This window comes from Segatella copri (assembly GCF_009494835.1).
In the GTDB taxonomy this organism is placed as follows: domain Bacteria; phylum Bacteroidota; class Bacteroidia; order Bacteroidales; family Bacteroidaceae; genus Prevotella; species Prevotella copri_F.
Genome location: NZ_VZBE01000058.1, coordinates 1 through 26,346, shown reverse-complemented (window position 1 = coordinate 26,346; position 26,346 = coordinate 1). Strand labels below are relative to the sequence as shown.

Below are 26,346 nucleotides of genomic sequence, written 5' to 3'. Positions count from 1 at the left end.
AAAACAAGCTATGCAACTTAAAATTGGGTACCTTTTTCAGTGCCCTCCCAGGGCAGCACCCTGGGTACAATAGCAATAAACAAGACGCCCTGTAAGGGCAAAAGCTTCAAATATACAAAGCTTTTGCCCTTACAGGGCGACTGTTTTGTGTATGTAATTACCCAGGGCGCTGCCCTGGGCTAGGAGCTTCTGCCCTTTCAGGGCGTGTGGAGTTTATTTATTCAGTTTCCAGGTAACACCATCCTTGGTGTCCTTTACCTCGAAGCCGGCTTCAGCCAGGGCATCGCGAATCTGGTCGCTGGTAGCCCAATCCTTATCAGCCTTAGCCTTGGCACGCAGGTTGAGAACCATATCCACTACCTTGCCGTAAGCCTCCTCGCGAGCATCATTGTTGGCTCCCTTCTCACTCTTCAGACCGAGCAGGTCGAAGGTGAAGAGATGCATGGTGTCTGAAAGCTCCTTCAGGTCTTCAGCAGAGATGTTTGCCTTGTGGTCGAGGGCTGTGTTGATTACGTGGCAAGCCTCGAAGAGATAGCTGATAACGAGCTGAGTCTGGAAGTCATCGTTCATCGCATCGTAGCAGCGCTGGCGCAATTCGCTTACAAACTTCTTCACCTGATCATCGCTCTGCTTAGCCACAGGCACACGCTCCAGGTCGTTCAAACCATTCATCAGGCGCTCCAATCCCTTCTGGCTGGCCTTCAATGCATCGTTAGAGAAGTCTACGGTGCTGCGGTAGTGAGCAGAGAGGATGAAGAAACGGATGGTCATTGGCGAATAAGCCTGCTCCAGACTGTCGTGATTGCCTGTGAAGAACTGCTCCAGGGTAATGAAGTTACCCAAGCTCTTACCCATCTTCTGACCGTTAATGGTAATCATATTGTTGTGCATCCAGTAATGAACCATCTGGTCGCCCTGAGAAGCCACAGCCTGAGCAATCTCGCACTCATGATGAGGGAAAATCAAATCCATGCCGCCACCGTGAATATCGAAGTGGCTGCCCAAGTACTTGCGTCCCATCGCAGTACACTCGCAGTGCCAGCCAGGGAAACCATCACTCCAAGGACTAGGCCAGCGCATGATATGCTCTGGTGAAGCCTTCTTCCAGAGGGCGAAGTCAGCCTGGTTCTTCTTCTCGCCGATACCAGCCAGCTCGCGGCTCTCGTTGATTACGTTCTCCAGGTTACGTCCGGAGAGGATACCGTACTTATGATCCTTGTTATACTTCTCGATGTCGAAGTAGATAGAGCCGTTACTCTCGTATGCATAGCCATTGTCCAGAATTTCCTGAACCAGTTTCTCCTGTTCGATGATATGGCCTGTGGCATGAGGCTCAATGCTAGGAGGGAGCACGTTCAGCGCCTCCATGGCATCGTGGTAGCGGTTGGTGTAGTACTGCGCAATCTCCATTGGCTCCAACTGCTCCAGGCGAGCCTTCTTCTCAATCTTGTCATCGCCTTCATCTGCATCGTGCTCCAGGTGGCCCACGTCGGTAATGTTTCTAACGTAGCGAACCTTATAGCCCAGGTGCTTGAGATAGCGGAAGAGTATATCGAATGTGATGGCTGGTCGTGCATGACCGAGATGCGGATCGCCATACACGGTAGGGCCACAAACATACATGCCCACGTTAGGAGCGTGGAGCGGAGTGAATCTCTCTTTCGTACGTGTGAGAGTGTTATAGATCAATAATTTCTGTTCCATCTTGTATGAACCTTTCTTTTATATTATTTATATTTTGAGTGCAAAGTTAACTCATTTTTCTGATATATCCGACAAATCATTCGCAAAATGTTATTAAAATCCTCGAAAATATCAATGGAACAGATCTTCCATGGTCAATTCTCTCTGTATGATGCTGCTATACTGATTTTTTGCCAAACCATAAGTGGTAAGCATAACCTGCTGGCAACTCTTGCGAGTCTTTGTCTCCTGTTCAAAGATCCATTGGCGATTTTGTAGCGTTTCGGCATATTGCTTATCTATTGTATAAGGCCGGGTAGAGAACTTGATTTCGCAGAGGTTTACGATATGGTCAGCTCTATCCAGCACCAGGTCTATCTGAGCTTTTTGCTCCTTGCCCTTGCTGAACCATCCCGAAGTAGATACAGCCATGCCACTGATTCCCATCGCCATCTTGATTTGCTCCACATGAGCCAGGCAAACCTGCTCAAAGGCATAACCTGCCCATGAGTTTATCTTTGGTGTGCCCAGATGATGCTGCCAAAACTGCTTGTCGTTGTTCTTGCCATCCTGCAGGAAATGAAAATAGAATAAGGTGTATGCATCAGTAAGTTGATACATCTCGTCGCGCTTCTTCTGTCCGAACGAGGTATAGCGGTGAATGAAGTCGCTTTGTTCCAGTTCATCCAATACTCTAGTCGCACTCCCCGCATTTGGCAAGCCTGTGGCTTCCAGTATCTCATTGCGAGTCAATCCCTTGCTCTTTGCAGCCATGGCTTTTACTATCAGTAAGTGGTTGTCTGCATTGCGGAACATGGCTTGATACAGATTCTCGTATTCTCGATGGAGTTGACCATCGGGATGAAACAATAACTCATCGATGTTCTGCGCCAAGCTCTTGGTTGATTCCAGCATGCTGAGATAATAAGGCACACCGCCAAACACCATGTAGCTTATTACTTGGTCGTAATGGTTCATGGCAATCTTTTTATCCTTATAAAACTCTTCGCACTCTCGGAGGGTAAAAGGATGCAAATGAATGCGACGATTCACTCGACCATATAATCCACCATGATTGTTGAAAACCTTGTTGATAATCCACGAAGTGGCTGAGCTACAGCAAACTAGCAAAATATCCGTTCTTGCCGAAGCCCAACTGTTCCAAAACCATTCCAAGGCGGTAAGAAAAGAGCCGTCCACTCCATTCATCCATGATAATTCATCAAGGAACACCACTTTCTTCTGCTCCTTGGATGCTTCCAGTATCTTGATGAGCGCATCGAATGCCTCTAGCCAGGTCTTTGGCAGAGCAAGGGGTGCATCAGAATATTTGCAAAGCGCATGGTAGAAATACATGAGCTGTACATCCTTGTTTTCCTGGTTGACACCTGTGGCATAAAATGCCAACTTGTCGTCAAAGGCCTCTCTTACAAGAAAAGTCTTGCCTACGCGACGGCGACCATATACGACAACAAACAGCGATTCCTCTGCTTTGTATGCCTCTTCGAGCTGTTGTAGCTCACGTTTCCTTCCTATTATCTTTGTCATATATTATATAGTGAATGGGTTAAACAACCTGCTTGTTTTGGCTGCAAATATACAAAAAATCCCACTTAAAGCCAAACGAATTGGTAAGAAAGTGGCTCTAAGTGGTAATTTTAACATACTTAGAGCCAAAAAGGTATTGCAAGAGTACAACTTTTATTCGAAAGTAGAGCCATTTAAGATGATATTTTTTAGGTAGGCTTACACTTTTAGGCAAGAATGTTTGGAGATAAAAAATAAAAGGTGTATATTTGCAGCGTGATTACTATTTAAAAAGAGGAGGTAAATATGGATAGATTTCAAATTATACGTATAATTCATGACTATATGTCTAGGAAGCCTGTGTTGAAGGCATGGATCTTTGGGTCTTTTGCTCGTGGTGAAGAAAAGGCTCAGAGCGATATAGATATTCTCTTTGTCCCCGATTTTGAGCATGGTTCGTTTACTTTGCTTACCCATGGAGGAATGTATGAGGATTTGAAGCAACTGCTAGGTCGTGAAGTTGACTTGGTAGTTGATGGCTCTTTGCGTCCATATGCTCAGGAGAGTGTGGAACGAGATAAAATCTTGGTATATGAGAGAGCTAGTTAGGGATAAAGGAAGATTGGAAGATATTGTGGAGTATTCTTCCAACGTACTCAAAATCATTGATGGGATAGATTTTGAAGAGTTTTCCTCAAATATTTTAGTCTATTTTGCAACGATGAAAAATGTAGAGATAGTAGGCGAGGCTGCTTATATGCTGACCAAGGAATTCAAGGCAAGTCACCCAGAGATTCCTTGGAAACAGGTGGAAGGTATGCGCCATGTTTTGGTGCATGGTTATTCGCAGGTGTTGCCTCGTATTCTTTGGGCAACAGCAAAGGAGAATATTCCCGAAATCAAGGTTCAAGTGGAGAAATACCTGAACGAGATAGATTGGGAACATTATTGTGGGGAATGATGAACTTGTTCTTCTATACTCTTGGGGCCTTAATCGCAACAAGGGCATTTGCAGATTATGTCGGCAAATGCCCTTGTTGGCTTATATTGCAAATTCTTTATTCAACCATTTCCGCATACCTTTTGAACAGCTCAGCTACGCACTCGCTCTCCGTCATCTTGGTGGAGAAGCCGTAGGCTGCCATCACGGCTCGGTCGTTCTGACGATGGGCTTGCAAAAGCTCCTTCGGCATGAGCGTAGGGTCGTAGAGGTCGGCGAGCGAGGAGTCGGGGTATAGGGCGCGGGCATCGAGTATCGCCTGGGCACTCTGCTCTATCTTTGCCTTTTGCTCGGCAGTGGGCGTAGGCCAAGGGAAGTTGTTATACACCACGTCCTTGCTGTAGCGATAGTCGCTCTTCAGGCGACCGCACACCGCTCGCATCCATGCCATGTGAACGTTCGACTCCAAGATGCCGAAGTGGTAGAGAGTGGCGGAAGGGATGAGAAGCACAAGATTACTGGCAAAGGTTCCCTTCGGGATGAATCCCATGGGCACATACTTGCGCTTTTCGGAAGAAACCGATGGAACAATGATGGAATCACCGTCTGGCATGTTTTCCACATGGAATCGAGTTGGCGTATCTGCCAACTTTCGTGTGCCAGCACTTGTGCTTGCCAATCGCACATTTCTTACATTTTCCACTCGTTTATAGCAAAGAGGCATTTCTTTGATTTCCTTTGGTGAACTGTCACCAAGCCACAGGCAATATCGAGGCTTTTGATGGATAAACTCTACCGAGCCAAACCAAGGATGGAACAATGCCGCCGACTTTGGTTCACGCTTGATGAACTCTTCCATCTCCTCTTTCTCAAAGAGATAGTTGCCACCGTCTATAGGTTTATTGCCGATGCCTATTTTCGGAACATTGCATAGTGATTTGCTTCTACTATATATAAAGGTATCTGGAGCCTCTATCAGATAGGCATTGATATGACTTACCTCTTTCCTCTGTCCATTCTCAAACAGGTATTTCTTCTTACGCTCTACATACGAGAATCCTACTACCACCACATGAACATGGGCTTTGAGCGAAGCCTCGCTGTCCCAACGGAAGGTGCGGTGAGCGAAGTTGATGTGGATCCCCTCGGCAAAGAGTGGTTGCCAAAGATTTGCCACCTGTTCACCTTGCGAGATGGAATTGGTAGATACAAGGGCGGCTTCCACATGGGTATCTTTCATGTAATCAGCGGCACGCTTGTACCAAGCTCCCACATAGTCAATGTTGCCTACGTTCTTCCATTTCTCACCAAAGATGGCTATCATGTCTGCCTTTTGGCTTTCGTTCATCAGTCGTGCTCCCACAAACGGCGGATTGCCGATGATGTAATCCAACTCTTCTTTCGGACATACCTCCTCCCAGGCAATTCTCAATGAGTTGCCCTCTGTGATGTTGGCGTAGCTCTTCAGCGGCAGGAAGTCGATGTCGTGGTGGATAATCTTCTCCGTCTCCGCCATCATCTGCGCCTCGCTTATCCACAATGCCGTGGTGGCTACGGTGACGGCGAAGTCGTTGATTTCTATGCCGTAGAATTGGTGGATGCTCACCTTGATGGGGTTCTCGAAGGCGTTGAGCTGCTCCACGCTGTATATCTGCTTGATAATCTCGTTCTCCAGTCTTCTGAGCGAAAGGTAAGTCTCCGTGAGGAAGTTACCTGAACCGCACGCCGGGTCGAAGAAGCGAAGTTGAGCCATCTGATTCTGCAACTCGTGCAGACGCAGCAAACGCTTCTTGATGTTGGTCTCCTCCTTACACGAGTCGAATGCCGTTAGAAGACCGTTATAAAAGAGAGGGTCGATAACCTTGTGGATATTCTCTATCGAGGTATAATGCATACCGCCCGAACGACGAGTCTCGGGGTTGAGGGTGCTTTCGAACACACCACCGAAGATGGTGGGTGAAATCTCGCTCCAGTCGAAGTCGAGGGAGGCGTGCTGTAGGAGCGTCTCACGTAGTTCGTCTGTAAACTGTGGTATGTCTATATCCTCAGCAAAGAGACCTCCATTGGTATAAGGAAAGGCGGCAAGTGTTGCATTGAGATACTTGCTTCGCTTGTCGGCAGGCGTGTTGAGTACCTCGAAAAGCTGCACCAAGCCCATTCGCATGAAGCCAGCGTCGAACTGGGCGAGATAATCATGAAACATATCCCGTCTGCCGAAGATGCCCGCATCCTCAGCATAGAGACAGAACACCAGGCGCACACATAATATATTCAGGTATCTGAGCGACTGAGGGTCGTCGGCATCATATTGCACGACAAAGGCATCGTAGAGCTTGCCCACTATCTCGCCCGCCTTCATCGACACCTCCATCTCCCGTTGCAGATGGATGCCCTGCTGTTCTACAAGAAACTGCAGGCGATAGTATTCCTTCTCCAAGTCCTTCAGTAGGATGCGTGAAGGCTCACCCTTCGGATTCTCCATATCATAGACGTCGAATTCGGCGAAGTTGCAGGTCACTATCCATCGAGGGCGCTGCGAATAAGGCAATGCGGCACTGTATCGCTGCGCCTGCTGGAAGGGGGTTAATAAAGAGCCGTCGCTCTGCTTGATGGCCTGTCTCAAATCCTTGCCCAGCGATTTCTGCTCTATCATCACGTGGGTGGAGGGAATCATACCGTCGATGAAGGAAGTATGGTCAAGCTGTGCCTGTTGCTCGAAGGTGATGAACACAGAAGGACTCTCCACCCCGAAAATCTCGGTGAGGAGTTCTATCCAGAACGTCTGGCTCTCGCCCTTCTCATATCCCCTGCCCTCCCATCGCTTGGCGAAGGCAGCGGCAGCTATGCGTTGTTGTTTCTCTGTTTTCATATTGTAAAGTGAAGAGTGAATCTTTCTGACAACAAAGATACGGCGAATAGTTGAGAGTACCAAACTTTCGGCTATCTTTTTGCATAAAGTAAGTAATTTTTGTATATCTATTCACTATTTGTAAGTTTTTTGCCAATTAATTGCATAAAATTATCAAATTATTAGCGTATATCGAAAATAATATGTAACTTTGCAGCCGCAAACAGTTATCAATTATCAAGAAGGCGGCTATAAGTTCCGCTAATGAGTATTAAGTTAGAAGAAAATGGCATATACAAGATTGAGTGCTGCCGAAGCGGCAGCGATGATTAACGATCAAGATACAATCGGATTGAGTGGTTTCACACCAAACGGCGTGCCTAAGGCAACCTTCCGCGAACTCTCCAAGAGAGCCGTGGCTGAGCACGAGGCGGGCAGACCTTTCCAGGTGGGCATCCTCACGGGTGCTTCTACCTCGCAGAGTATCGAAGGTGACATGGCAGCAGCCCATGCCATCAAGTTCCGTGCGCCATTTTCTACCAACAAGGACTTTAGAACTCATACCAACCTGGGCGAGATTGATTATGAGGATATGCACCTCGGCCACATGGCTGAGCGTCTGCGCCGTGGTTTCTATGGCGAAATAGACCTTGCCATCATCGAAGTTTCTGATTTGGAAGAAGGCGAAACTACCTGCAAGGCATTCCTGACCTCTGCCGGCGGCATCGTTCCTACCATCGTTAGATTGGCAAAGAAGGTGCTCATCGAGAAGAATACCTTCCACAGTCCTGCTTCCCGCTATCTTCACGATGTATATGAGATAGCAGAATGCCCATTCCGCACTCCTATCCCTATCATGAACGTAGGTGATAGAATCGGTAAGGAGTATGTTGAGATTGATGCACATAAGATTGTGGGTGTGATAGAATGCAACATTCCGGAGGAGGCGCGTGCTTTCAAGCCTCTCGACCCTGTGACCGAACAGATGGGACATAATGTGGCTGATTTCCTGGTCAGCGACCTGAAGAAGGGACATATTCCTCCTCAGTTCCTGCCTTTGCAGAGCGGAGTGGGCGTAACTTCCAATGCCGTTCTAGAGGCATTGGGACAGAACCCTAACGTGCCGGTATTCAGCGTTTATACCGAGGTGGTTCAGGATGCTGTAGTGAAATACATGCGCGAGGGAAGAATCAAGGATGCTTCCTGCTCTTCGCTCACCGTAACAAACGATACATTGAAAGAGGTGTATGATGATATTGATTACTTCAAGAAGCATCTCACCATCCGCCAGAGCGAGATTTCAAACTCTCCTGAGGTCATCCGCCGACTGGGTGTCATCGCCATGAACACCGCCATCGAGTGCGATATCTATGGCAATGAGAACTCCAGCCATATCTGCGGCAGCAAGCTGATGAATGGTATCGGCGGTTCCTGCGATTACGAGCGTAATGGTTACATTTCTATCTTCACCACGCAGAGTACCACCAAGAACGGTTGCATCTCAGCCATTGTTCCGATGTGCAGTCACGTGGACAGTACCGAGCACGATGTGGATGTGATTGTTACCGAACAGGGAGTAGCCGATCTCCGTGGCAAAGGCCCATTGCGCCGTGCCAAAGAGATTATCGAGAACTGTGCCCATCCGGATTACCGCCCTATGCTCCGTGAGTATCTGAAGTTTGCCGAGAAGGGCCATGAGCCACAGAGCATGCGTGCCGCCCTCGCCATGCACGATACTTTCCTGAAGAAGGGCGATATGAGATTGACAGATTTCGGAGAATATCTGAAATAAGAGAAGGCCGAAAGATTGTGAAAACCGAGAAGACAAATCTTTCATAGATGACTCAGAAAAATATTGAATTATATGATAAGCGGCATTCATATCAAAGGAATGCCGCTTATTATTTGTTATAAGCATACAGAAAACACTTTAATTCTATATGAATAAACTATACTCCCAGAAGAAAGTTCCGCATAAAGACGCTGAACGGAAAAGTAATTAGGCATCAAAACTTTTTCTTATCAGAACAAGAATAATTTCAATTAACATAGGAGAAAGTTTATCCCTTAATCGAGCTATCGCACGACGCTTCTGTACCTTCACCGTCTCAGCGGAGATGTCCAGTTGCTCTGCAATCTCCCTGTTTTTCTTCCCCTCCATACAAAGAAGAAAGACTTCCTTTTGGCGAGGAGGCAACTCATCTATCGCAGCAAAGAGTTGACGATAGATTTCTTCCTTATTAAAAATATCCAAGGTATCATCCAACAGCATAAACTCCTGCAGATTATCAACTATACTCTGCCGATAGTTGTTGTGTACCGCTTGATGACGCAGGTGATTGAGAGCAGAGTTATGCACCGTATTATATAAATAGGCGGAAAACTTGGAAATACTGTTGAAAAAAGGGCGACGTTCCCATAGAACAGAGAAAAGATCCTGCACGATATCTTCTGCAATGGTCATTTCCACAAACTGACAACCATAACTCACCAAGGCACGATAATATTTATCGTACAACAACTCGATGGCCTGATTATCCCATTGGCAAATTATTGCAATTTCAATATCACTTTTCTCACTCATGAGTGCAAAGATACGCATTTTTATGCAGTAAAATTAAAAAATGCAACTTTTTTTCACTTTTTTCTTGATTTTTGTAACCACAAACGCACCCGAGTGTGTTATAATAGTAAATACAGAGAATAATTCTATCACAAAAGTATTAGAAAATATGAATAAGAATATTGATATCAATACACTCGTCAGTAAATTACTGACTGGCGAAATCTCAGAGGAAGAAGGCAAGGAGCTCTTATCAAGGGTAGAGCAAGATGCGTCGCTAAGAGACAAGATAGAGCATCTCATGAATGAAGATGATTTTCTCCAACGCTACCATCTCTACAAGAGCATTGATGCCGAGAAAGCAAAAGCTACATTCAAAGCATCTCTCCAACATGCAGAGGAACAGGAAGATAGAAATGATGACAAAGCAGCTACCATCATCTGGTTGCGACGCATAGCCGCTGCAGCTGCTATCGCCCTCATATTAATGGGTACATGGATGTATTTCGGACATCAAGGTTCCACCCCACCAGCCGTCATCACCGCAGAACTGCATCAAGCCATAGAACGGGTTCAGCAGAATGACATGAATGGAGCTACACTTACCATCAACGGCAAAACCATCAAGGTGAAAGATGCACAGAGTGCATTGGCACAAGCAGAAAAAGTAGCTGACAGTAAGGATGGAAGCAGTTTCTTTGGAAGCGACGAAATAACAGAAAGCTCCCTGATAACAAAGAAAGACAAGGAATTCTGGATGGTACTGGACGACGGAACCTACGTGCATCTCAACTACAATACCACTCTCATCTATCCTAATCACTTCGTAGGCAGCGAGCGTAAGGTAAAGCTCAAGGGAGAAGCCTATTTCATCGTGGCCAACGACTCGAAGAAACGACCTTTTATAGTAGAGACTGCCAACGGAGATGTACACGACTATGGTACCGAGTTTAATGTCAACACGATGAAGGAAAAAGGTGTAACCAGCGTTGTTCTGGTGAAAGGTAAAGTTGGTGTGAGCAGCAAGTACGGTAAAGAATACCTGTTGAAACCAGGCGATATGGCAACCCTGAAAGCAGGCAGAACACCAGACATCCAGCAAGTGGATGTTAATCTTTACACCTCTTGGAACACGGGCAACTTCTTGTTCGACGGCTGCACGCTGCAAGATCTGATGGAAGTTATCTCCCATTGGTACAACATGAAGGTGGAGTTCTCATCCGAAGACATGAAAGAACTGCGATTCACAGGCAGCATTGACAAATACGAACCGATGGGACAGACTCTCAATGCAATAGAGAATATCACAAGATTGAAGATAACTGCCAAGGAAGGCATCATCAATATCAGAGAATATAAACATTAATATTATATACAACATGAAAAGATTTTTATCAATGATGGCAATAGCCTTGTTAGCGTGCATCGCAACAATGGCTGCCACAGCCAAAAAGACGAATCTGAAAATACTCTATGTAGGAGGTCATTCCGACATAGAGACTTTAGGAGTAGCAGACTATGACAAGGAAGCTCATGCCAAGAGTATTGAGACAAGAACTGCCGCCTGGAAAGTCTTTCTTGAAACATATTTCACTACAGTGAAAACGGTACAAGGAAAAGACTATAACTACAGGATGTCATACGACTATGATGTAACCATCATTGATGGCGACCCAACTCCTATTGAGCCACGTCGCACAATCATTGAAAATGACAGATTCAGCAAGCTGATACCAGCCAAGTATTTCCCAGAGAACTTTGACCGTCCTGTCATCACCATCGCAGACGAAAGCGAGACAACAGGTCGCTATATCGGTGTGAAAAACGACTGGTATTGTCTCTGCCTTCTTGGTCATGCTTACAACATGAATACCAAGAGTGCCATCTTCAAAGGTCCTTATAAGGTGAAGATAACCACCACAAAACGCCCAACTCCTGCAGGCGCAAAGGAATATGCAGAAATGTGCCAGGAGAAGCTTCCAGATATGATTCCGATGTGGAAAGTACAGAATAAAGACTATAGCAACACCAAGGGTTATAAGGCAGGTTTGGTTACTCGCCAGTGGGGCTATCTGGATTCTCCTGATACAGAAATCATATCGGGTGGCGAAAGTGCCAAGAGCTATGGAGCCATCGCCATCGGTCGCCATGCCAACTTCTTGCATTGGGGTTTCTCTGCGTCTCCTGCAGATATGACAGAAGAAGCTAAGCCGGTTTTCCTCAATGCAGTTATTTATATCAACAAGTTTAAGGGTCATCATATCATTGCCCGCAAACTCAATGAGGGAATTTCTACCCGCACTACAATTGATGAGCACAAATATACCGTAAGCAAAGAAAACTACGAAGCTTACAAAAACTCGATTGAAGATTTCAACAATCAGATTAAGCATCTGGCGGATTCACTTCAAAAAGTGGTTGCTGCTGGCGGCAAGATGAGCGAAACAGACAAGATGTATATGAAAATGGCAGAAAATCCTCAACCCATTTCATCCTATATTGACTATGTAAAGGAAAGGGCAGGAGAACTGTATGAAATGTTTGGCACCGATGTTGACAAATATTCAAGCTATTATACCGAAAATCGCCCATATTTCTATTGCAAGCTCAATGAATATGGAGAAATTCTTGACGAAGATGCCAAGAGCATCGGCATCGCCAATAACGACAAGCGTATCCTTGACAAAGCTATCTCCATGTGGGAAAAAGGCAAAGACATAGAGAAGGCAAAGCGCATCCTCTATCGCTATACGTTGCTCCGTTACGACAATGCCAAGCAATGGCGAGAGTGGTATAATAAATATCAGAGCAAACTCTTCTTTACTGAGAGCGGAGGCTGGCTGTGGCTGGTCAATGATCTCGATCCGAAGACTCCAGGCAATGACTACAGCGTTCTCAAATTCTACGAATTCAATGAAAGCAACATCGCTCCTATCCAAGAGAAAGCAACCAAAGAAGAGCCTGTTGCCCTATCATCAGCTGTCAGCACTGTGGGCAAAGACAAGGAACTCATCATCCGCATGAAGATATATCCAGGCTATCACATCTATGCAAAGGTAAGCGATCAGGACCCTTATATCCAGACGACTTATGACCTCAAGGCAGAAGGCGATGTCAAACTGGTAGGCGAACTTCAGAAACCTGTTGGCAGACCTATGGCAGGCTCTAAATCTATCATCTTTGAAGGTGAGCAGATTTTCCGTCAGAAGATAGAAGGCAAATCGGGTAAGATTACCTTTATAGTCAACTATCAGGCTTGCGATAGCCATGCTTGTCTGATGCCAAAGAGCAAGACTATCACGATAGAATTATAAAAATATTGGTTTAATTTTATAACAAGAGAGAATGAAAGAATTTGGAAGAATGAAACGAATCCTTTTCGCTACCTCCCTGCTTGTAGGAGCAACCCTATGTGGAGGAACCAGTACTGCTATGGCTCAGCAGCCAAAGCACCAGACGGTAACTATCAATGCAAAGTCGATGAGTGTGAAACAGTTCTTCGCTGAAGTCAAGAAACAGACTGGCTTGAACTTCATCTACAGTACAGATTTGGCAGCCAAGTTGCCACACATCACGGTGAATGCCACCAACCGCCCGTTGCGCCAAGTACTTGACGAGGTGATGAACAAGGTGAACTGCCGTTATGAGATTGAGGGTAATATCGTGACTATCACTCGCCGTATGGCAGGTGAGAGAGTTCGTAATGTATCCGGTGTCGTCACCGATGAAAGTGGCGAGCCACTGATTGGTGTGTCCGTATGCATCGACGACAGCAAGGTTTGCACCATCACCGACAGCAAGGGTTTCTATACCTTGAAGGTGCCAGCCAATGCTTGCACCTTAAAGTTCAGCTACCTCGGTATGAGCAATGCAGAATTGCGTCTGGGAAGCGGTAGAGCACCTTTAAGCCGTAACATACAGATGGTTACCGACAATCAGCTTTCTGATGTTGTGGTAACAGGTTATCAGGAGATTTCCAAACCTAAGATGACAGGTTCTGTCACTACCATCACCTCAGCCAAATTGGACGAGCGTTACACCACCAACATCATGAACAACCTCGAAGGTCGCGTGGCAGGTCTTTCCACTTATAATGGAAAGATGACCATCCGTGGTACCTCCTCTCTCTATGCCGAGACCACCCCATTGCTGGTTGTGGATGGCGTACCTGTAGAGGGAAACATCGACGATTTGAACCCTTACGACATCGAGAGCGTAAACATATTGAAGGATGCCGCAGCCAACCTTACGGTATATGAGAAGAAGAACGTAGATTATGCCGACAATTTCTATATGACTCCAGAACAGCAGGTGGATGCGGAGGCCAAGTATTGGGACTACTATTTCTTCCATAATGATGGTGAAGTGGCTGACCCTATCGGTACTACTGCTCAGTCAATCTCTATGGGTACCCAAGCAGTAACTCCTATCGAATATGCCTATTACCAGCGAGCTAAGGGAGAAATTTCCGAGGAAGAATTGCAGAACCAGTTGGCTTCTTTCAAGAAGAACAACTATGCCAAGGAGTATGCAGATGCCGTATATAAGCAGAGAGTGATGCAGCAGTACAACCTCTCACTTCGTGGCCGCAGCGATAAGTTCACCAACAACCTGACTATCAACTATAAGTATGACAACAGTGGACTGATCAATCATTTCGCCAATCAGTTTAATGCCCAATATAAGGGTTCTTACAATGTAGCCAAGTGGCTCACAGCCTCCATGACTATCAATGGCATCTATAGCAAGAGTAAGGAAGTAGGTTACGACAACAATAGCTACTATAGCGATATCTGGAAACAACCAGCCTATATGCCATTCTATAATGCTGATGGAAGCGTCAAAGGACAACACTATTGGTATGATGGCAATGATTACATGACCTTCGGTTCTCCTTTTGAGGATTTAAGCTCCAATCCAGTGGATGAGTATTACAATAACACCCAGGTTACCCGCCGTCAGTATATGCGCTATCATGGAGATTTGCTCTTCAAGATTATTGACGGATTGACTGCCAATGCCCAGTTTGTATATGAAACCAATCATAACACCGTAGAATGGAATGCAACACAAGATAGTCATGTGATGCGTACCATGCGTAATGCTTATTATTATCAATCTGCAGATGGCACTATCAAGAACTACGTTCCTACCACTGGCGGTCTGCTCCGTACTACAAATAGTGACGGACGTTATTGGACAGCACGTGGACAGCTGAATTATGCCAAGACCTTTGGCAAGCACGACATCATGGCGATTGCCGGCTTGGAATTCCGTGAAACCAAGCTGACAGGTTCTAAGGCATTAATGCTGGGTTATGACGACCAGTTGCAGACAAGCTCTACCCACACGATAGACTTTGGAACATTGAGTACCATGAACTATTCACCTCTTTTCCTTGGCGCCTCAGGTGGTTTCCCTGCAAGCCAGTTTGTATTCGATCCTTATATCAAGGAAGGAATGGGAGTTGTTCCTGAGACTCACCACAAGTATGCTTCTGGTTATTTCAACCTTACCTATACTTATGATGAGAAATACAATGTGTTCGGTTCGTTCCGTAAGGACTATGCTGATGTATATGGCTTGAACGCCAAGTTCCGCGGCACGCCACTCTGGTCTGTAGGTGCAGGATGGTTGATTCATAATGAAGACTTTATGAAGGATATCAAGTGGGTAAACTTCCTGAAACTCCGTGCCAGCTATGGTGTAACTGGTAACATCTACCAAGGTGCAACCAGTTATATGACAGCTACATCAGGAGAACTCAATCAATATACCAACTTGCCATACGGCACCATCGAAAGTCCTGCCAACCCTAACTTGAAGTGGGAGCAGAGCCACACCACCAATATCGGTATCGACTTCGGATTGCTCGACAACCGCTTGCGTGGTTCCATCGATTATTATAACAAGGTGGCAAAGGATGTGTTCTCTTATCGCACCCTCGACCCAACAACGGGTTTCACCTCTATGTTCGTCAACATGGCTTCTATGCGCAATCGTGGTATAGAATTGCAGATTACTTATGATTGGCTGAGAGGGGCAAGCCGTAAGAATTGGAGTTGGACCACCAACTTCACCATGTCACACAACAGTAATATTGTAACCGATGTAGAGAACCCATCAAACAGCGCATCCCAGTTGATTGAAAGACCATACGTCAAAGGAAAGCCATCCAGCGCCCTCTGGTCATACCGCTTTGCTGGCATCAGCGACCAAGAAGGCGAGAAGGGTCAATCTCTGTTCTACATTGAGGATGGGGGCAAATCTCACAGTGCAACAGGCAAAAGTATAAGCATCTTGGAATACTCTGGTCAGAGCGAGCCAAAGGTTATCATGGGTATGGACAATAGCGTAAGATGGAACGGATTCTCTTTCAGCATTCTGATGGCTTACTATGGCGGTCACATGATGAGAGCCTTGGCGCATAATGAAACATTCTCAAGCACCTGGAGCACCGCTATCGCCAGCTATTTCCTGAATGCATGGACACCAGAACACCCAACAGATATTCCAGGCATTGGCAGATATGCCTCTACAGCGACTGGCTCTGAAACAACCTATAGCAATAATGCTATTCATCATGCAGACTTTCTGAAGATCAGAAACATCGTATTGGGCTATGACTTCCCACAGGAGTGGTTCAGAGGAACAGGCATTAACCGCCTCTCTCTCCGCTTCCAGATAGACAACCCTAAGTATCTATGGGTAGCCAACGATGTGCATGTTGACCCAGAGACTCTTGGACTCCGCAATCCAAGTTCATACATCTTTGGTCTGAACATCAGTTTCTAATCTTTAGAATCGTATAACATAAAAAGTAAGATCACAATGAAAAAAACAATATACAGTTTACTGGCAATCACAGCATTGCTATTCTCATCTTGTGAGAGTTTCACCGAATTGGAGCCAAAGGGCAAGAACTTGCTTACCACAACCGACCAGCTTGAAATGCTTCTCAACAAAGAGTATAAGGGATGCTCCTCTGATATGCGACAAATGGCTGGTGATATGATATATGCCTACAGCAATGTAGCAACAATCATCAGTCAGCCAGTTAAGACCCGCAACGTCATCATCTGGACTTACGATGAAGCCAATATGGACAAGATGGCAGAATTGACTTCCAGTGATCAAGACTACACTAATTTCTACGGCTACATCGGCACGATTGCCAACCCAATTCTCTCAAAGGTTGATGCCGCATCTGGTACGGAAGCAGACAAGAAACTTTTGAAAAGCGAAGCCCTGACATTGAGAGCCTGGTCATTCTATATGTTGGTCAACAAGTTTGCCAAGGCTTACAATCCAGCTACAGCTGCTACAGATCCAGGAATTATCCTGATGACAGAGGATAAAGATATCCAGACTGCTCAGCCTAAAAGCACCGTAGAGGAAGTTTATCAGCAGATACTCAAGGATGCCAATGAAGCAATTGAGATAGATGGTCTTCCTAACTCTGCCGTTAACAAAATGCGCTTCAGTAAACCCACAGCTTATGCCGTAAAGGCATTGGCATTGCTCAACATGCAGAAGTATGACGAGGCAGAAGAAGTGGCCAAGCAGGCTATCGCCATCAATGGCACTATTAACAACTATAATACCTCATATCTTGGTAGTACCCAAGGTTATATGACAGGCGGGACTTATCCTGTTATCAATCGTGGCAAGAAAGGAACCGATGAGGATTATTTCCTAAATGGAAATTCTGAAAGCTTCAATGCTTACACCCCTACTACCATGGCAAACTTTGAGGATGGACATGCCTATAAGGACAAGATGAGCAATATGAATATGATGTATGATTACCTGATGGATGCCGGAGTAAGTATGCTGGGTGAAACTGGTTTCAATTTAACTTTTGATCTCAACTCGTTTTGGAATGATGGTGGTCTTCGCTCTACCCAGATGTATCTCACCATCGCCGAATGCGAGACCCACAAAGGCAACTACGATACAGCCATGGAATATCTCGACAAGGTGCGCGTAAACCGCATCGATCCTGCCAAGTATCAGCCCCTCAAAGGCACAGTCAGCACCAAGGAAGAAGCCATCAAGCACGTGAAGCAGGTGACCATGAATGAGGACATCTATTCTGTCAACATTTTCATCGACAAGAAGCGCTGGAACCAGTGCGATGGCTGGAAGCAGAACTATAGCCGCACACTTGCTGGAAAGACTTATACCATCACTCCAGACAGTAAAATGTGGATATTCCCATTCCCTCAGAGCGTGATAAACAATAATGGTAATATCACACAGAACTACAAAGAATAAGAAAACAATATACAAATTTCCGAAAACGAAAAGAGGTCAAGCAAAGCATTTCAACAAGCTTTACTTGACCTTTCTTTATCTCCCTTTACCTATACCGATAAAGCTGTCGAACCCTTTTTGTCTGCATCAGCTAACTGAGACGTCTGATCTCGCTTACTGAACTACTTGAGTTGCTTGATTGAACCACTTGAGTTAGCTGACTGAACCACTTGAGTATTCTTCTTCATGTGCTTGCGTACAACCATAAAACTTTTTCAGCAACTTTTCCCGGAAGTATGGAAGAAGGCAGAGCAGAAGGCAAACATGAGGCCAACACAGAAACAGCACAACGTTTGCTGGCAATGGGACTTTCTGCCGAACAGGTTGCCAAAGCTACCCAGCTACCTTTGGAAATCATTAAGAATCTGAGCAATTCATAAACGGAGACGTAGATTACGAATATCTCCATATAATCAAGGGTCTATGCGCCACCTGTTCATCGTGTTCTGGTGCCTGTCGATGGATAATATTACTTAAAACACCTTCTTAATCGAAAAATATGGCACAAAAATTCTTCTTAATCGAAAAATATAGCTATCTTTGCAGAAAAATAAACGTTTAATTGAAAAATATGGCACAAAATAATACAATCCATAATATTCTGGAAGTAGTGGTAGGTACTGCTGATATTCGCAGTAGTAATCAAGTGAAAAGTGGAAAACTGAGAAAGATTGCTACAAGAATCTATACAAGTAACATGGATGATGCACCTGAGGACATCATCAGAAGAAATATATTCTATATTTTAGGACAACTCTATCCTCATGCTGTTATCAGCCATCGCTCTGCATTTGAACTTAAACCAACATCTGAGGGTGATATCTTCTTGACATACAAATACACCAAAAACATAGAATTGCCAGGTATTAAAGTTCACTTAATGAAAGGTCCAATGGGTACAGCCCATGATATGCCTTTCATTGAGAACTTGTATATATCAAGCACAGAAAGACGCATGCTTGAAAACCTTCAAAAAGGCAGGACTCGTGGCAATGTTTCCAAATGTTTGCCAAGGACGTATATCGAGGAGAACCTGGAAAAAATGTTGGTAGTTAATGGAGAAGAAGGCATCAACGGCTTCCGTGACAAGGCTAAAGAGATTGCCAAACAGCTGAATATGACAGAAGAGTTTGAAACTCTCAATTCTATTATTGGAGCCTTGCTTTCTACCAAACCTTCAGGAATACTTTCCTCTGGCAGTGCTTTAGCCAGAGCTCAAGGTGTGCCGTTTGACCAAGAACGTGTCAAGTTGTTTGAAACATTGTTCAAGGCGCTTCATAATGAACCTTTTCCTAGCATGGACGAGCAGAATGTTTCTACCGCATCATTTAGAAACTTTGCATTTTTCGAGAGCTACTTCTCTAACTATATCGAAGGAACAGAGTTTGAGATAGAAGATGCTTATCGCATCATAGAGACTGGTCAACCAATGCCAGCAAGAAATGCAGACTCACATGATGTTCTTGGAACATTCCAAATCGTAGCAAGCAGACGGGAGATGAGACGAACGCCAAGTACCGCCGGTGAACTGATGGAGATTCTTCAAGACCGTCATAGAATTATGATGGCAGCGAGACCAGACAGAAACCCAGGTATGTTCAAGACGCAAAACAACCATGCCGGTGATTCGCATTTTGTAGACTGCACACTTGTAAGGGGGACATTGATAAAGGGATTCGACTTCTACAAAGCCCTGGAGTCTCCTTTCGCTAGGGCTCTCTTTATCCTATTCATGATTAGCGAGGTTCATCCATTCAATGATGGTAACGGTCGTATCTCAAGAATCATGATGAATGCAGAACTTGTCCATGCAGACCAATCAAAGATTATCATCCCTACAGTCTTTCGTGAGGATTACCTAAATGGATTGAGACGCTTGACTAGAAAGAGCGACCCAAGCGTAATCATCAAGGCTATATCAAGAGTTCGGCAGTTTAGTGCCAACATCATAGGTGAGGATTTCGAGGAGACTCGTCGCTACCTCGAAGGGACCAATGCCTTTAAAGATGGTGACGAATACATTTTGAGATTCTAAAAATCAAGGGTCTATACGCCACCTGTTCATCGTGGCATATAGACCCTTGTCGTTTTCCCGATTATACAAGTTTAGCAAGTGGTTTAAGTACGGACGAAAAGCCTTTAAAGGTAAAAAAGTAAAAAGGCTTTTTTACCCTTTTACCTTTTCACACAGTTCCCAGTATCTGTGAGCAAGGTCGTGGATGAACTTTCGTCCTCGCTCGGTCCATACGAGATAGGTATGGGTGTAGGCTCTGCCCATCTTCTCCTGTCTGCCATCGCTCTTCGGGTCTAGGAAGGCGCTGTAGCGGGTACGGCTCTTGGCTAAACCCATGTGGGCGTAATCGGCATAGAGGAGATACTGACCGCTCTGGTAGTACTGGATATGGAGAGCACAGAGCGAGCGGTTCAGCTCCTGGGCAGTGATACCGAGTTCCTTCGCAATCTGCGTAGTAGTGAAGCAGGAAACGGAATCGAGCACGTTATCGCTATAGAGCGCTTTCGGCAGAAGATTACCCACCTGATTCTCCAACTGTATGATGTTCTCACCATTCTTGGCGTTGCGAACCACCTGTTCATCCACCACATCATTCAAGCGGCGGATTTCCGTATCCTGTTCGCCAATAAGCTTCTTCTGCTGTTCAATCTGCAGACGTTGCTTCTTCAGCAGATTCTCCTTCTCCTTGAGCGTAGCACGGAGGATTTTTTCTGCATGTCGGATTGTCTCCTCATCGCTTTCGCCCGGCTGCACCGGGATATAACCGCCCGTCTTGCGAATCTGTGGCAGCACATCGGCCGTAACCCAGTTCTTGAACTTCACGGCAGTAGAAAGCTTAGAGCCGAGAACCAAAGCATAGAAACCGCTCTCGTTAACGAAGATCATCTGACACCAGCGATTTGCTGCAGTTCCATCCTTCTTCTTGCCAGTCACTACCCATACGTCGTGTTTCACGACACAAGGGTCATCAACATGTCGCTGGATGGCATCACGCTGGTTTTTATACCCCAGTATATCACAGACATCCTTTGCACAGAACTGCGGTTCTCCGTTTTCATCGGTCAAGGTACGAATCTTACCGAATTCAGGGTTTTCAAATACGACAGCAGCTGCTGCCTTCTTATCCATTTCTACTTTATTTGTATTAACTGACTTTACCATAATAATTTGTTTTTAAAATAATCACTAACAATTCAACATTCAACATTCAACATTACAAAATTGTAATCCAAACGCTCTCCTCTCTTTCCCTCGCTGCGGTAATGGCATTCATAAGCCTGTGCAACCAGATGCGGGAATTAAAGACGGCACCCTGTAATTTATTTTCACCTACCAGAATGCAGCCCTGCGTATCATCAGGATAATTACCGGCATGAATGCGGATGCCCTCAAAATCAGGAACGCCCTGCACCAGCGGAAGCCACTTCTTAAACCTTGGCGATTTCGAGATAACCACAGGATATGAACCCTCCGGTATCGCCGTATGACCCGGTATCTTGCGGGCTTTCTTGCCCGATACCCTACTGTACCGTCCATCCTCCTCTTCCGGTTTCAGTTCGATACCCAGGAGATTTCTCCACGTAGGCTCCAAGGTATCACAGAAGTAATGCTCCTTGTCCAACTTCGCCTTATCGAAGCTATGTTCAAAGATACGCTTGTCGCCTATTTTTACCCCCGAACGCCAGGTACGTTTCACATCCTTATCGTTCAGGATATAAAGATGACCTATCGTATAAGTCTTCTTCTTTGCTATTCTTTTTACTACTATTTCCATACGCTATGAATTCTCCTTTCGGAATTTAAGTTTAATAAAAACTGAGGAACTGAGGAATTGAGGAACTGAGTCGTTCTCCTTAGCCCTGATGTAATGGCGATCCTTCCAGTTTCCCAACATCTTGGAAGTACCTTTCTGACTCATCCCATTCGCTACACGCAAATCTATCACCTGCTGGTAAGTAAACTCATCCGGCAACTGCATCAACATGTTGGATGGTCCTCGCTTGCTCGACTTCTCGCCTGTATCATTCGCTCTCTTGATAGCATCACCGAAGAAACGCATCTTGCAGTAGAGGTCGTAACGCTCGCTCCAGCGGATGAACTCGTCAATCTCCGGTTCCCATTTGCAACCGTTCGCCACATACAGCACACACGCCTTCAGGTAGGCGATGACGTTGGCACGGAAGGAAAGGTTCTCGTAAACCCTATCCTGCGACAGACGTGAGAACTCAGCATTCTCATCCTTCAGTTTAAGGGCAAGCTGGAACGCCTCAGGACAGTCAATCAGTCCCCTGGCGTTGTTCAGATTCTCGATATAAGGCTTCAGCGCCTCACGGTAAGCATCATTGTAATCGCCGTAAACAGGCATTTCATCACCGATTTCACGCTCCGGAATGGTACAGAAATTGATACGGCTTATCGGACCGTCTGTCAAAACTTTTGAGAAGTAACGCTGCCCTTTCTGGATGGTGGTAGATGCATTCCAATTGAACCTTATCGTTACCCTTTCTGTCACACTTTGAACGCCCACGCGCTGTTGGCCAAAGAGATTGAAAGGGTCAAAGGCGAGGCACATGATGCGGAACTGCTGGTTACCGCTACCCCGGAGAGCATCAAACTGGTCCAGCTCGTTAAGCGAAGTATAGAGGAAACGCCCCTGCGCCTCAGCGGTTCGCATCACGAATGCCGGACTGGTCATATCAGCATCAATCTCCTGGATAACAAGATTATCCGGTCGTTTGCGCTTATCCTTGTTGGCACCCTTGCGCGTCACCTCCTCCTTCCATTCCTTCTCACGTTTCAGATTCTCCGCATCCCGCTTTCTGATATCCTCCATGATATACCTAATCGGCTTATCCACAGACGATTTACCTGCGCCCGTACCGGCAAGCAAACACGTAGAAAGCGTAGCCTCATGTACTACATTATCAATATACCGGAAGCTCGTCTGCCAGAGATGCGTAGCGAGCGGAGGGAAGATAGCGTGCGCCACTGCCGGCTTATAAACCTCCGGTGTCCGAGATATCAGCAGTTCCACCAGCTTCGGCAGTTTCTCCGGCATCGCTGGCGGTTCCGGATAATCCTCCTCGCTACTTTGAACTTGGAGATATGAACTTTGAACTGCATGATTTGCGTTAAGGCTATTAACTGTTAACTGTAAACTATTAACTTGTTGGCTGGCCTGTTTTTCCGCCAGCGCATTCACCCTTATCACATCCCTCGACATCGGCTTGCAGCTGTCAGCATATTTCGCATAGAAATCATGTATCAGCTGATGGCAGTCATCCTCCTGATAGTAGCTTGGCATTTTCGTCCTCACCACCTTCATCAGTTCCTCTTCGCTCATCACCCTCGAAGCGCCTGCGCTCATGATAGCGAGCAGCGAAGAGTGCCGAGACCCAACGGTATCTATCGCCATCCCTTCAAGCCCAGCCGACTGCACGAACAGATCAAAGGCTATCAGATTCTTCTCACTGGCCTCTCCCAGTTCATCAGTGCCATAATTGCCTCCAGGATTCCCGAAATGAGAATCATCAACATAATTGCTATTACCAGATTGGGCAGACTGAACAGCAGTGCCAGCAGGAGCAGCGTAATCGCCACGATTGCCCGAAAGTCTATTGTTTTGAACATCGTCTTTATTTTGAAATTTATGATTTATATTTTGTCCCACAGATGACACAGATTTCACAGATTTTCCTGTATCATGAATCTCCCCAGAATGAATCTGTGTCATCTGTGAAATCTGTGGGAGATTTTTTTTGCCGTCAACCGTAAGCCCACGATTAAGGAACGCTTGTCTGCGAGCCTGAATCTCGCTCTCCGGCAGCACTGCGCACCACATTTTAGACCGGTAGATTTCCGAGTCCTTATCCGTCAGGAAAATCATCCTTTCAGGTGTGATGCAGCTCTCATCATAAGGCACACCCAGCGCCTCACAATACGCCTTCTGCGTCTCCTCGATGGTCATCCCAATCGGCATTCTAATCCCGATATGCAGCTTCTTGCGAGCGCTATAGCAGAGATGCAGCAAACTCCCATTCCAGATACCCGAAGAGCAGTTCAGCTCGCGCGCCTTCTCGATAGCCTTCTCCACATACTCCTTATCATCCACATCGATAATCGTCTGGAAGAGAAAGCTTTCCGGCAAGGCATTCTCCTGTCTGCGCACATTATTTTTGAACATGCCGTAGTGCGGACAGAAGAAAGGCAGCTCGCTCTTGAGCCTCTCCTGCGCCTTCTTCACCGCCTGCGCATCGTTTAAATCCACTCCGTCAATCGGCAATTCACCCCGAATCTGCTGAATCATCTTTTTAACGGCAGCCGATTCAATCACCTTATCATAAGTATCGATATTGTAAGAAAAAACTTTCCCTTTATTTCCCTTACGATAAGGATTGATTGCCACTACATGTACTATCTCCATTTTACCTCCATATTTTTATTAATCGAACATTTCGCTGTTAATCATGATATACCCAGAACCATAGCTTACATTGATAGGCAGAATCAGCGAGTTATCAGAAATCTCGTCAACCCCGTTCGCCTCGAAAAGCGAAGCATTCTCGGCATCATTCAGTCTGCTCTTGACAAACCCTATTACCCATTTTGCCGCAATCTTCTCGGCAGCAACATCCTTGTCAACGAGGTCCTTCACCAGCTGTTCATCGCAGAAATTGATATCCGCATTCACGTTCTCAGCCTCCGCTTCTTCCTTCCCCATTTCCTGGTTCTCGAAGAAAAGGTTATACTTGATTTTCATATCCTTCATCATTACGATGTTCAGATTTTTCAGTTCCCCCTCCGAGTCAGCAATCGTCTCATAGAGTTTCTGTACCGACTTCTTAAAGATGTTCTTCACGTCCATCAGGCAGTAATAGATTTTGCCTCCAATCACCACCACCCTCAGTTTTCCGTACTGCGGATGAGCAAAATAAAAAGGTTTCATTGCTTTCATTTTCAATATTCCTTTTTTAAAGTTGGGCGCTCCCACAACGGTTGATGTGCCTATACACAAAAGCCCCCGAAACTCAGACCATATCGGTTCTGAATTCCGGGGGCAAAGGTACAACAAGATGCTGAAACCTACCTGGTACGTACCTGGTACGCGTACCAGGTACGAATTAATTTATGAAACGTCATTCACGTTATATAACAGACTAACTAACAGACATTTATCGATTTTGCAGTTTCTCCGATAAATCCAGACATCTGTTGCTGGTCCATCCCTTTATTATAGGCAGAGCGAAGATTCTCCTTGTCAATATTCCAAAAGGTACCGAACACTACCCATACATTCTGTATGCCGAGTTTGGTAGAAATCTGGAATGCGAGAACTGCAGTTTTAGTTACAGAGAGTCCCTTAGGCTGGAAATGCTCATCAAGAAAGCCATGTATCGCCAAACTGGAGAGCACCATTAACCCCTGAGGATTAGCAAGAGATTCCGGCAACGGACGGAATTTCTCTTCTGCCTTTGCCTTTTCTTCCTTCTTCTTAGGTCCATCACCATAATTTTCAATATACGTTGCATTATCGTGCAATTCAATTGTTCTATTATCACTCATAATTACTATGTTTTTAGATTCTATATAATTTACAATAAACTCACTGTCCAGACTTAAATAGACATCTGTTATAAAAATATATAGTGCCTTTATCCTCGACAGACTACGCTTGATTCGCGTACTTAAGTTTTTTTTCATATTGTATTATTATTGTTGTTGTTTTAAGTTTCTTGCCTCATTATAGCAGAGTATGAGTGTTTGCGCTAACAATTTATGAGGGCGTAAGCAGCCTGGAGTGCTGGTGATCGCCTCTTATCGTGAGGTGTGGGACCAATTCTACGTCATTTTTCCTTTTGTTGAATATTTAAGTTAATAAAATGACCGAAAGATGCGTTTTTCAGTATCTAAGGCCGGTTTATTCTATTCTCCTCCAATTTTCGAGATGCAAATATATAAAAAATATTAATACATGCGCAAGCCAAGCTTAATATTAACACGAATTTAACATAATTAGTAATAGAAAGCAAGTTTAAATATAATTTCAGTTTAAGTTATACGCAGATTCAAACGATAGAAGTCGCTATCACCCTCCCCCAACAACCAGCATGATAAAATCATTATCAGTAAATCAGCTCAATTCCTCAGTTCCTCAGTTCCTCAGTTCCTCAGTTTTGTTCTAGGGGGTATACTTGATACTTACAAATTGTAAGTAATTATATTTTATTATATATATAATTATATATATAATAAGCTTCTAAATAAAGATAAAAGTGAAGGGTCAGAGAAAAACTGAGGAACTGAGGAACTGAGGAACTGAGGAAGATTTCTTATGCCATTTTGTATCTTGTTATTTGTTGTAGATATAGTATTTAAGCGCTCAACTCTATGTTTTCTCTTCTGAAAGTACATATAAAAAGTGTTTGAGAGAAGAATGAGGAAAGTTTACTGGTTAT

At 45.2% G+C, this 26,346-nt stretch carries 17 protein-coding genes and 1 pseudogene; 9 read left to right on the top strand and 9 right to left on the bottom strand.

Annotation, left to right across the window (positions count from 1 at the left end; genetic code table 11):
- Positions 1-213: 213 nt before the first annotated feature.
- Positions 214-1,704, bottom strand: a complete 1,491-nt coding sequence (gene cysS / locus F7D47_RS09110; RefSeq protein ID WP_022120446.1) for a cysteine--tRNA ligase — start codon at positions 1,702-1,704, stop codon at positions 214-216.
- A 111-nt stretch (positions 1,705-1,815) separates the two neighbouring features.
- Positions 1,816-3,231, bottom strand: a complete 1,416-nt coding sequence (locus tag F7D47_RS09105; protein WP_153085966.1) for an AAA family ATPase — start codon at positions 3,229-3,231, stop codon at positions 1,816-1,818.
- A gap of 324 nt (positions 3,232-3,555) precedes the next feature.
- Here F7D47_RS09105 and F7D47_RS09100 point away from each other — a divergent pair, with 324 nt between their 5' ends.
- Both F7D47_RS09100 and F7D47_RS09095 read left to right on the top strand, forming a co-directional pair.
- Entirely contained in the window at positions 3,556-3,819 is a 264-nt protein-coding gene (locus tag F7D47_RS09100) for a nucleotidyltransferase family protein (protein ID WP_246031356.1), read from the top strand.
- Positions 3,803-4,171 carry a HepT-like ribonuclease domain-containing protein gene (locus F7D47_RS09095; protein ID WP_194252645.1) on the top strand — a complete coding sequence of 123 codons (369 nt, stop codon included), beginning with the start codon at positions 3,803-3,805 and terminating at the stop codon, positions 4,169-4,171. Before F7D47_RS09100 ends, F7D47_RS09095 begins: the two co-directional genes overlap by 17 nt.
- Positions 4,172-4,268: 97 nt before the next feature.
- Here the strand turns inward: F7D47_RS09095 and F7D47_RS09090 are convergent, their stop codons facing one another.
- A complete protein-coding gene (locus F7D47_RS09090; RefSeq protein WP_153085964.1) occupies positions 4,269-7,019 on the bottom strand; it encodes a DNA methyltransferase in 2,751 nt (916 codons plus the stop codon).
- 265 nt (positions 7,020-7,284) lie between these two features.
- Here F7D47_RS09090 and F7D47_RS09085 point away from each other — a divergent pair, with 265 nt between their 5' ends.
- Positions 7,285-8,790, top strand: coding sequence for an acetyl-CoA hydrolase/transferase C-terminal domain-containing protein (locus F7D47_RS09085; protein WP_119237782.1), 1,506 nt, complete (start codon positions 7,285-7,287; stop codon positions 8,788-8,790).
- Between the two features lie 207 nt (positions 8,791-8,997).
- Here the strand turns inward: F7D47_RS09085 and F7D47_RS09080 are convergent, their stop codons facing one another.
- Positions 8,998-9,582 carry an RNA polymerase sigma-70 factor gene (locus F7D47_RS09080; RefSeq protein ID WP_194252644.1) on the bottom strand — a complete coding sequence of 195 codons (585 nt, stop codon included), beginning with the start codon at positions 9,580-9,582 and terminating at the stop codon, positions 8,998-9,000.
- 148 nt (positions 9,583-9,730) lie between these two features.
- On the opposite strand from F7D47_RS09080, the gene F7D47_RS09075 reads away from it, so the two are divergent.
- From F7D47_RS09075 to F7D47_RS09055, 6 genes and pseudogenes are all read left to right on the top strand, one after another.
- Complete coding sequence (locus F7D47_RS09075) at positions 9,731-10,927, top strand: FecR family protein (protein ID WP_194252643.1); 1,197 nt, start codon at positions 9,731-9,733, stop codon at positions 10,925-10,927.
- A 13-nt stretch (positions 10,928-10,940) separates the two neighbouring features.
- Positions 10,941-12,875 carry a protein-disulfide reductase DsbD domain-containing protein gene (locus F7D47_RS09070; RefSeq protein WP_153085961.1) on the top strand — a complete coding sequence of 645 codons (1,935 nt, stop codon included), beginning with the start codon at positions 10,941-10,943 and terminating at the stop codon, positions 12,873-12,875.
- A 49-nt stretch (positions 12,876-12,924) separates the two neighbouring features.
- On the top strand, positions 12,925-16,356 hold the full coding sequence (locus F7D47_RS09065; RefSeq protein ID WP_194252642.1) for a SusC/RagA family TonB-linked outer membrane protein: 3,432 nt from the start codon (positions 12,925-12,927) through the stop codon (positions 16,354-16,356).
- 36 nt (positions 16,357-16,392) lie between these two features.
- The gene (locus F7D47_RS09060) at positions 16,393-17,838 is read left to right on the top strand and encodes a RagB/SusD family nutrient uptake outer membrane protein (RefSeq protein WP_153085959.1); all 1,446 of its coding nucleotides are present in this window, start codon (positions 16,393-16,395) and stop codon (positions 17,836-17,838) included.
- Between the two features lie 275 nt (positions 17,839-18,113).
- Positions 18,114-18,257 (top strand): annotated as a pseudogene (locus F7D47_RS14785) (Rpn family recombination-promoting nuclease/putative transposase); the annotation flags it as partial.
- Between the two features lie 191 nt (positions 18,258-18,448).
- Positions 18,449-19,912 (top strand): Fic family protein, encoded by a 1,464-nt coding sequence (locus tag F7D47_RS09055; protein ID WP_153085958.1) that lies wholly within the window; start codon positions 18,449-18,451, stop codon positions 19,910-19,912.
- 132 nt (positions 19,913-20,044) lie between these two features.
- On the opposite strand, the gene F7D47_RS09050 is transcribed toward F7D47_RS09055, so the two are convergent.
- The 5 genes from F7D47_RS09050 to F7D47_RS09030 all read right to left on the bottom strand — a co-directional run bounded on the left by F7D47_RS09050 (position 20,045) and on the right by F7D47_RS09030 (position 25,453).
- Positions 20,045-21,052 (bottom strand): phage antirepressor, encoded by a 1,008-nt coding sequence (locus tag F7D47_RS09050; RefSeq protein ID WP_153085957.1) that lies wholly within the window; start codon positions 21,050-21,052, stop codon positions 20,045-20,047.
- 52 nt (positions 21,053-21,104) lie between these two features.
- Entirely contained in the window at positions 21,105-21,665 is a 561-nt protein-coding gene (locus tag F7D47_RS09045) for a DUF5675 family protein (RefSeq protein WP_153085956.1), read from the bottom strand.
- 3 nt (positions 21,666-21,668) lie between these two features.
- Positions 21,669-24,314, bottom strand: coding sequence for a hypothetical protein (locus F7D47_RS09040; protein WP_153085955.1), 2,646 nt, complete (start codon positions 24,312-24,314; stop codon positions 21,669-21,671).
- An 18-nt stretch (positions 24,315-24,332) separates the two neighbouring features.
- On the bottom strand, positions 24,333-24,845 hold the full coding sequence (locus F7D47_RS09035) for a spore coat protein (RefSeq protein ID WP_153085954.1): 513 nt from the start codon (positions 24,843-24,845) through the stop codon (positions 24,333-24,335).
- 206 nt (positions 24,846-25,051) lie between these two features.
- On the bottom strand, positions 25,052-25,453 hold the full coding sequence (locus F7D47_RS09030) for a hypothetical protein (protein WP_153085953.1): 402 nt from the start codon (positions 25,451-25,453) through the stop codon (positions 25,052-25,054).
- Positions 25,454-26,346: the final 893 nt, after the last annotated feature.

Coding starts and splice junctions, on each gene's coding strand:
- F7D47_RS09030 (WP_153085953.1), bottom strand. CDS start 25,453: ATGAGTGATAATAGAACAATTGAATTGCACGATAATGCAACGTATATT.
- F7D47_RS09100 (WP_246031356.1), top strand. CDS start 3,556: ATGTCTAGGAAGCCTGTGTTGAAGGCATGGATCTTTGGGTCTTTTGCT.
- F7D47_RS09035 (WP_153085954.1), bottom strand. CDS start 24,845: ATGAAAGCAATGAAACCTTTTTATTTTGCTCATCCGCAGTACGGAAAA.
- cysS (WP_022120446.1), bottom strand. CDS start 1,704: ATGGAACAGAAATTATTGATCTATAACACTCTCACACGTACGAAAGAG.
- F7D47_RS09080 (WP_194252644.1), bottom strand. CDS start 9,582: ATGAGTGAGAAAAGTGATATTGAAATTGCAATAATTTGCCAATGGGAT.
- F7D47_RS09045 (WP_153085956.1), bottom strand. CDS start 21,665: ATGGAAATAGTAGTAAAAAGAATAGCAAAGAAGAAGACTTATACGATA.
- F7D47_RS09085 (WP_119237782.1), top strand. CDS start 7,285: ATGGCATATACAAGATTGAGTGCTGCCGAAGCGGCAGCGATGATTAAC.
- F7D47_RS09070 (WP_153085961.1), top strand. CDS start 10,941: ATGAAAAGATTTTTATCAATGATGGCAATAGCCTTGTTAGCGTGCATC.
- F7D47_RS09095 (WP_194252645.1), top strand. CDS start 3,803: ATGAGAGAGCTAGTTAGGGATAAAGGAAGATTGGAAGATATTGTGGAG.
- F7D47_RS09105 (WP_153085966.1), bottom strand. CDS start 3,231: ATGACAAAGATAATAGGAAGGAAACGTGAGCTACAACAGCTCGAAGAG.
- F7D47_RS09090 (WP_153085964.1), bottom strand. CDS start 7,019: ATGAAAACAGAGAAACAACAACGCATAGCTGCCGCTGCCTTCGCCAAG.
- F7D47_RS09055 (WP_153085958.1), top strand. CDS start 18,449: ATGGCACAAAATAATACAATCCATAATATTCTGGAAGTAGTGGTAGGT.
- F7D47_RS09040 (WP_153085955.1), bottom strand. CDS start 24,314: ATGGAGATAGTACATGTAGTGGCAATCAATCCTTATCGTAAGGGAAAT.
- F7D47_RS09060 (WP_153085959.1), top strand. CDS start 16,393: ATGAAAAAAACAATATACAGTTTACTGGCAATCACAGCATTGCTATTC.
- F7D47_RS09065 (WP_194252642.1), top strand. CDS start 12,925: ATGAAACGAATCCTTTTCGCTACCTCCCTGCTTGTAGGAGCAACCCTA.
- F7D47_RS09075 (WP_194252643.1), top strand. CDS start 9,731: ATGAATAAGAATATTGATATCAATACACTCGTCAGTAAATTACTGACT.
- F7D47_RS09050 (WP_153085957.1), bottom strand. CDS start 21,052: ATGGTAAAGTCAGTTAATACAAATAAAGTAGAAATGGATAAGAAGGCA.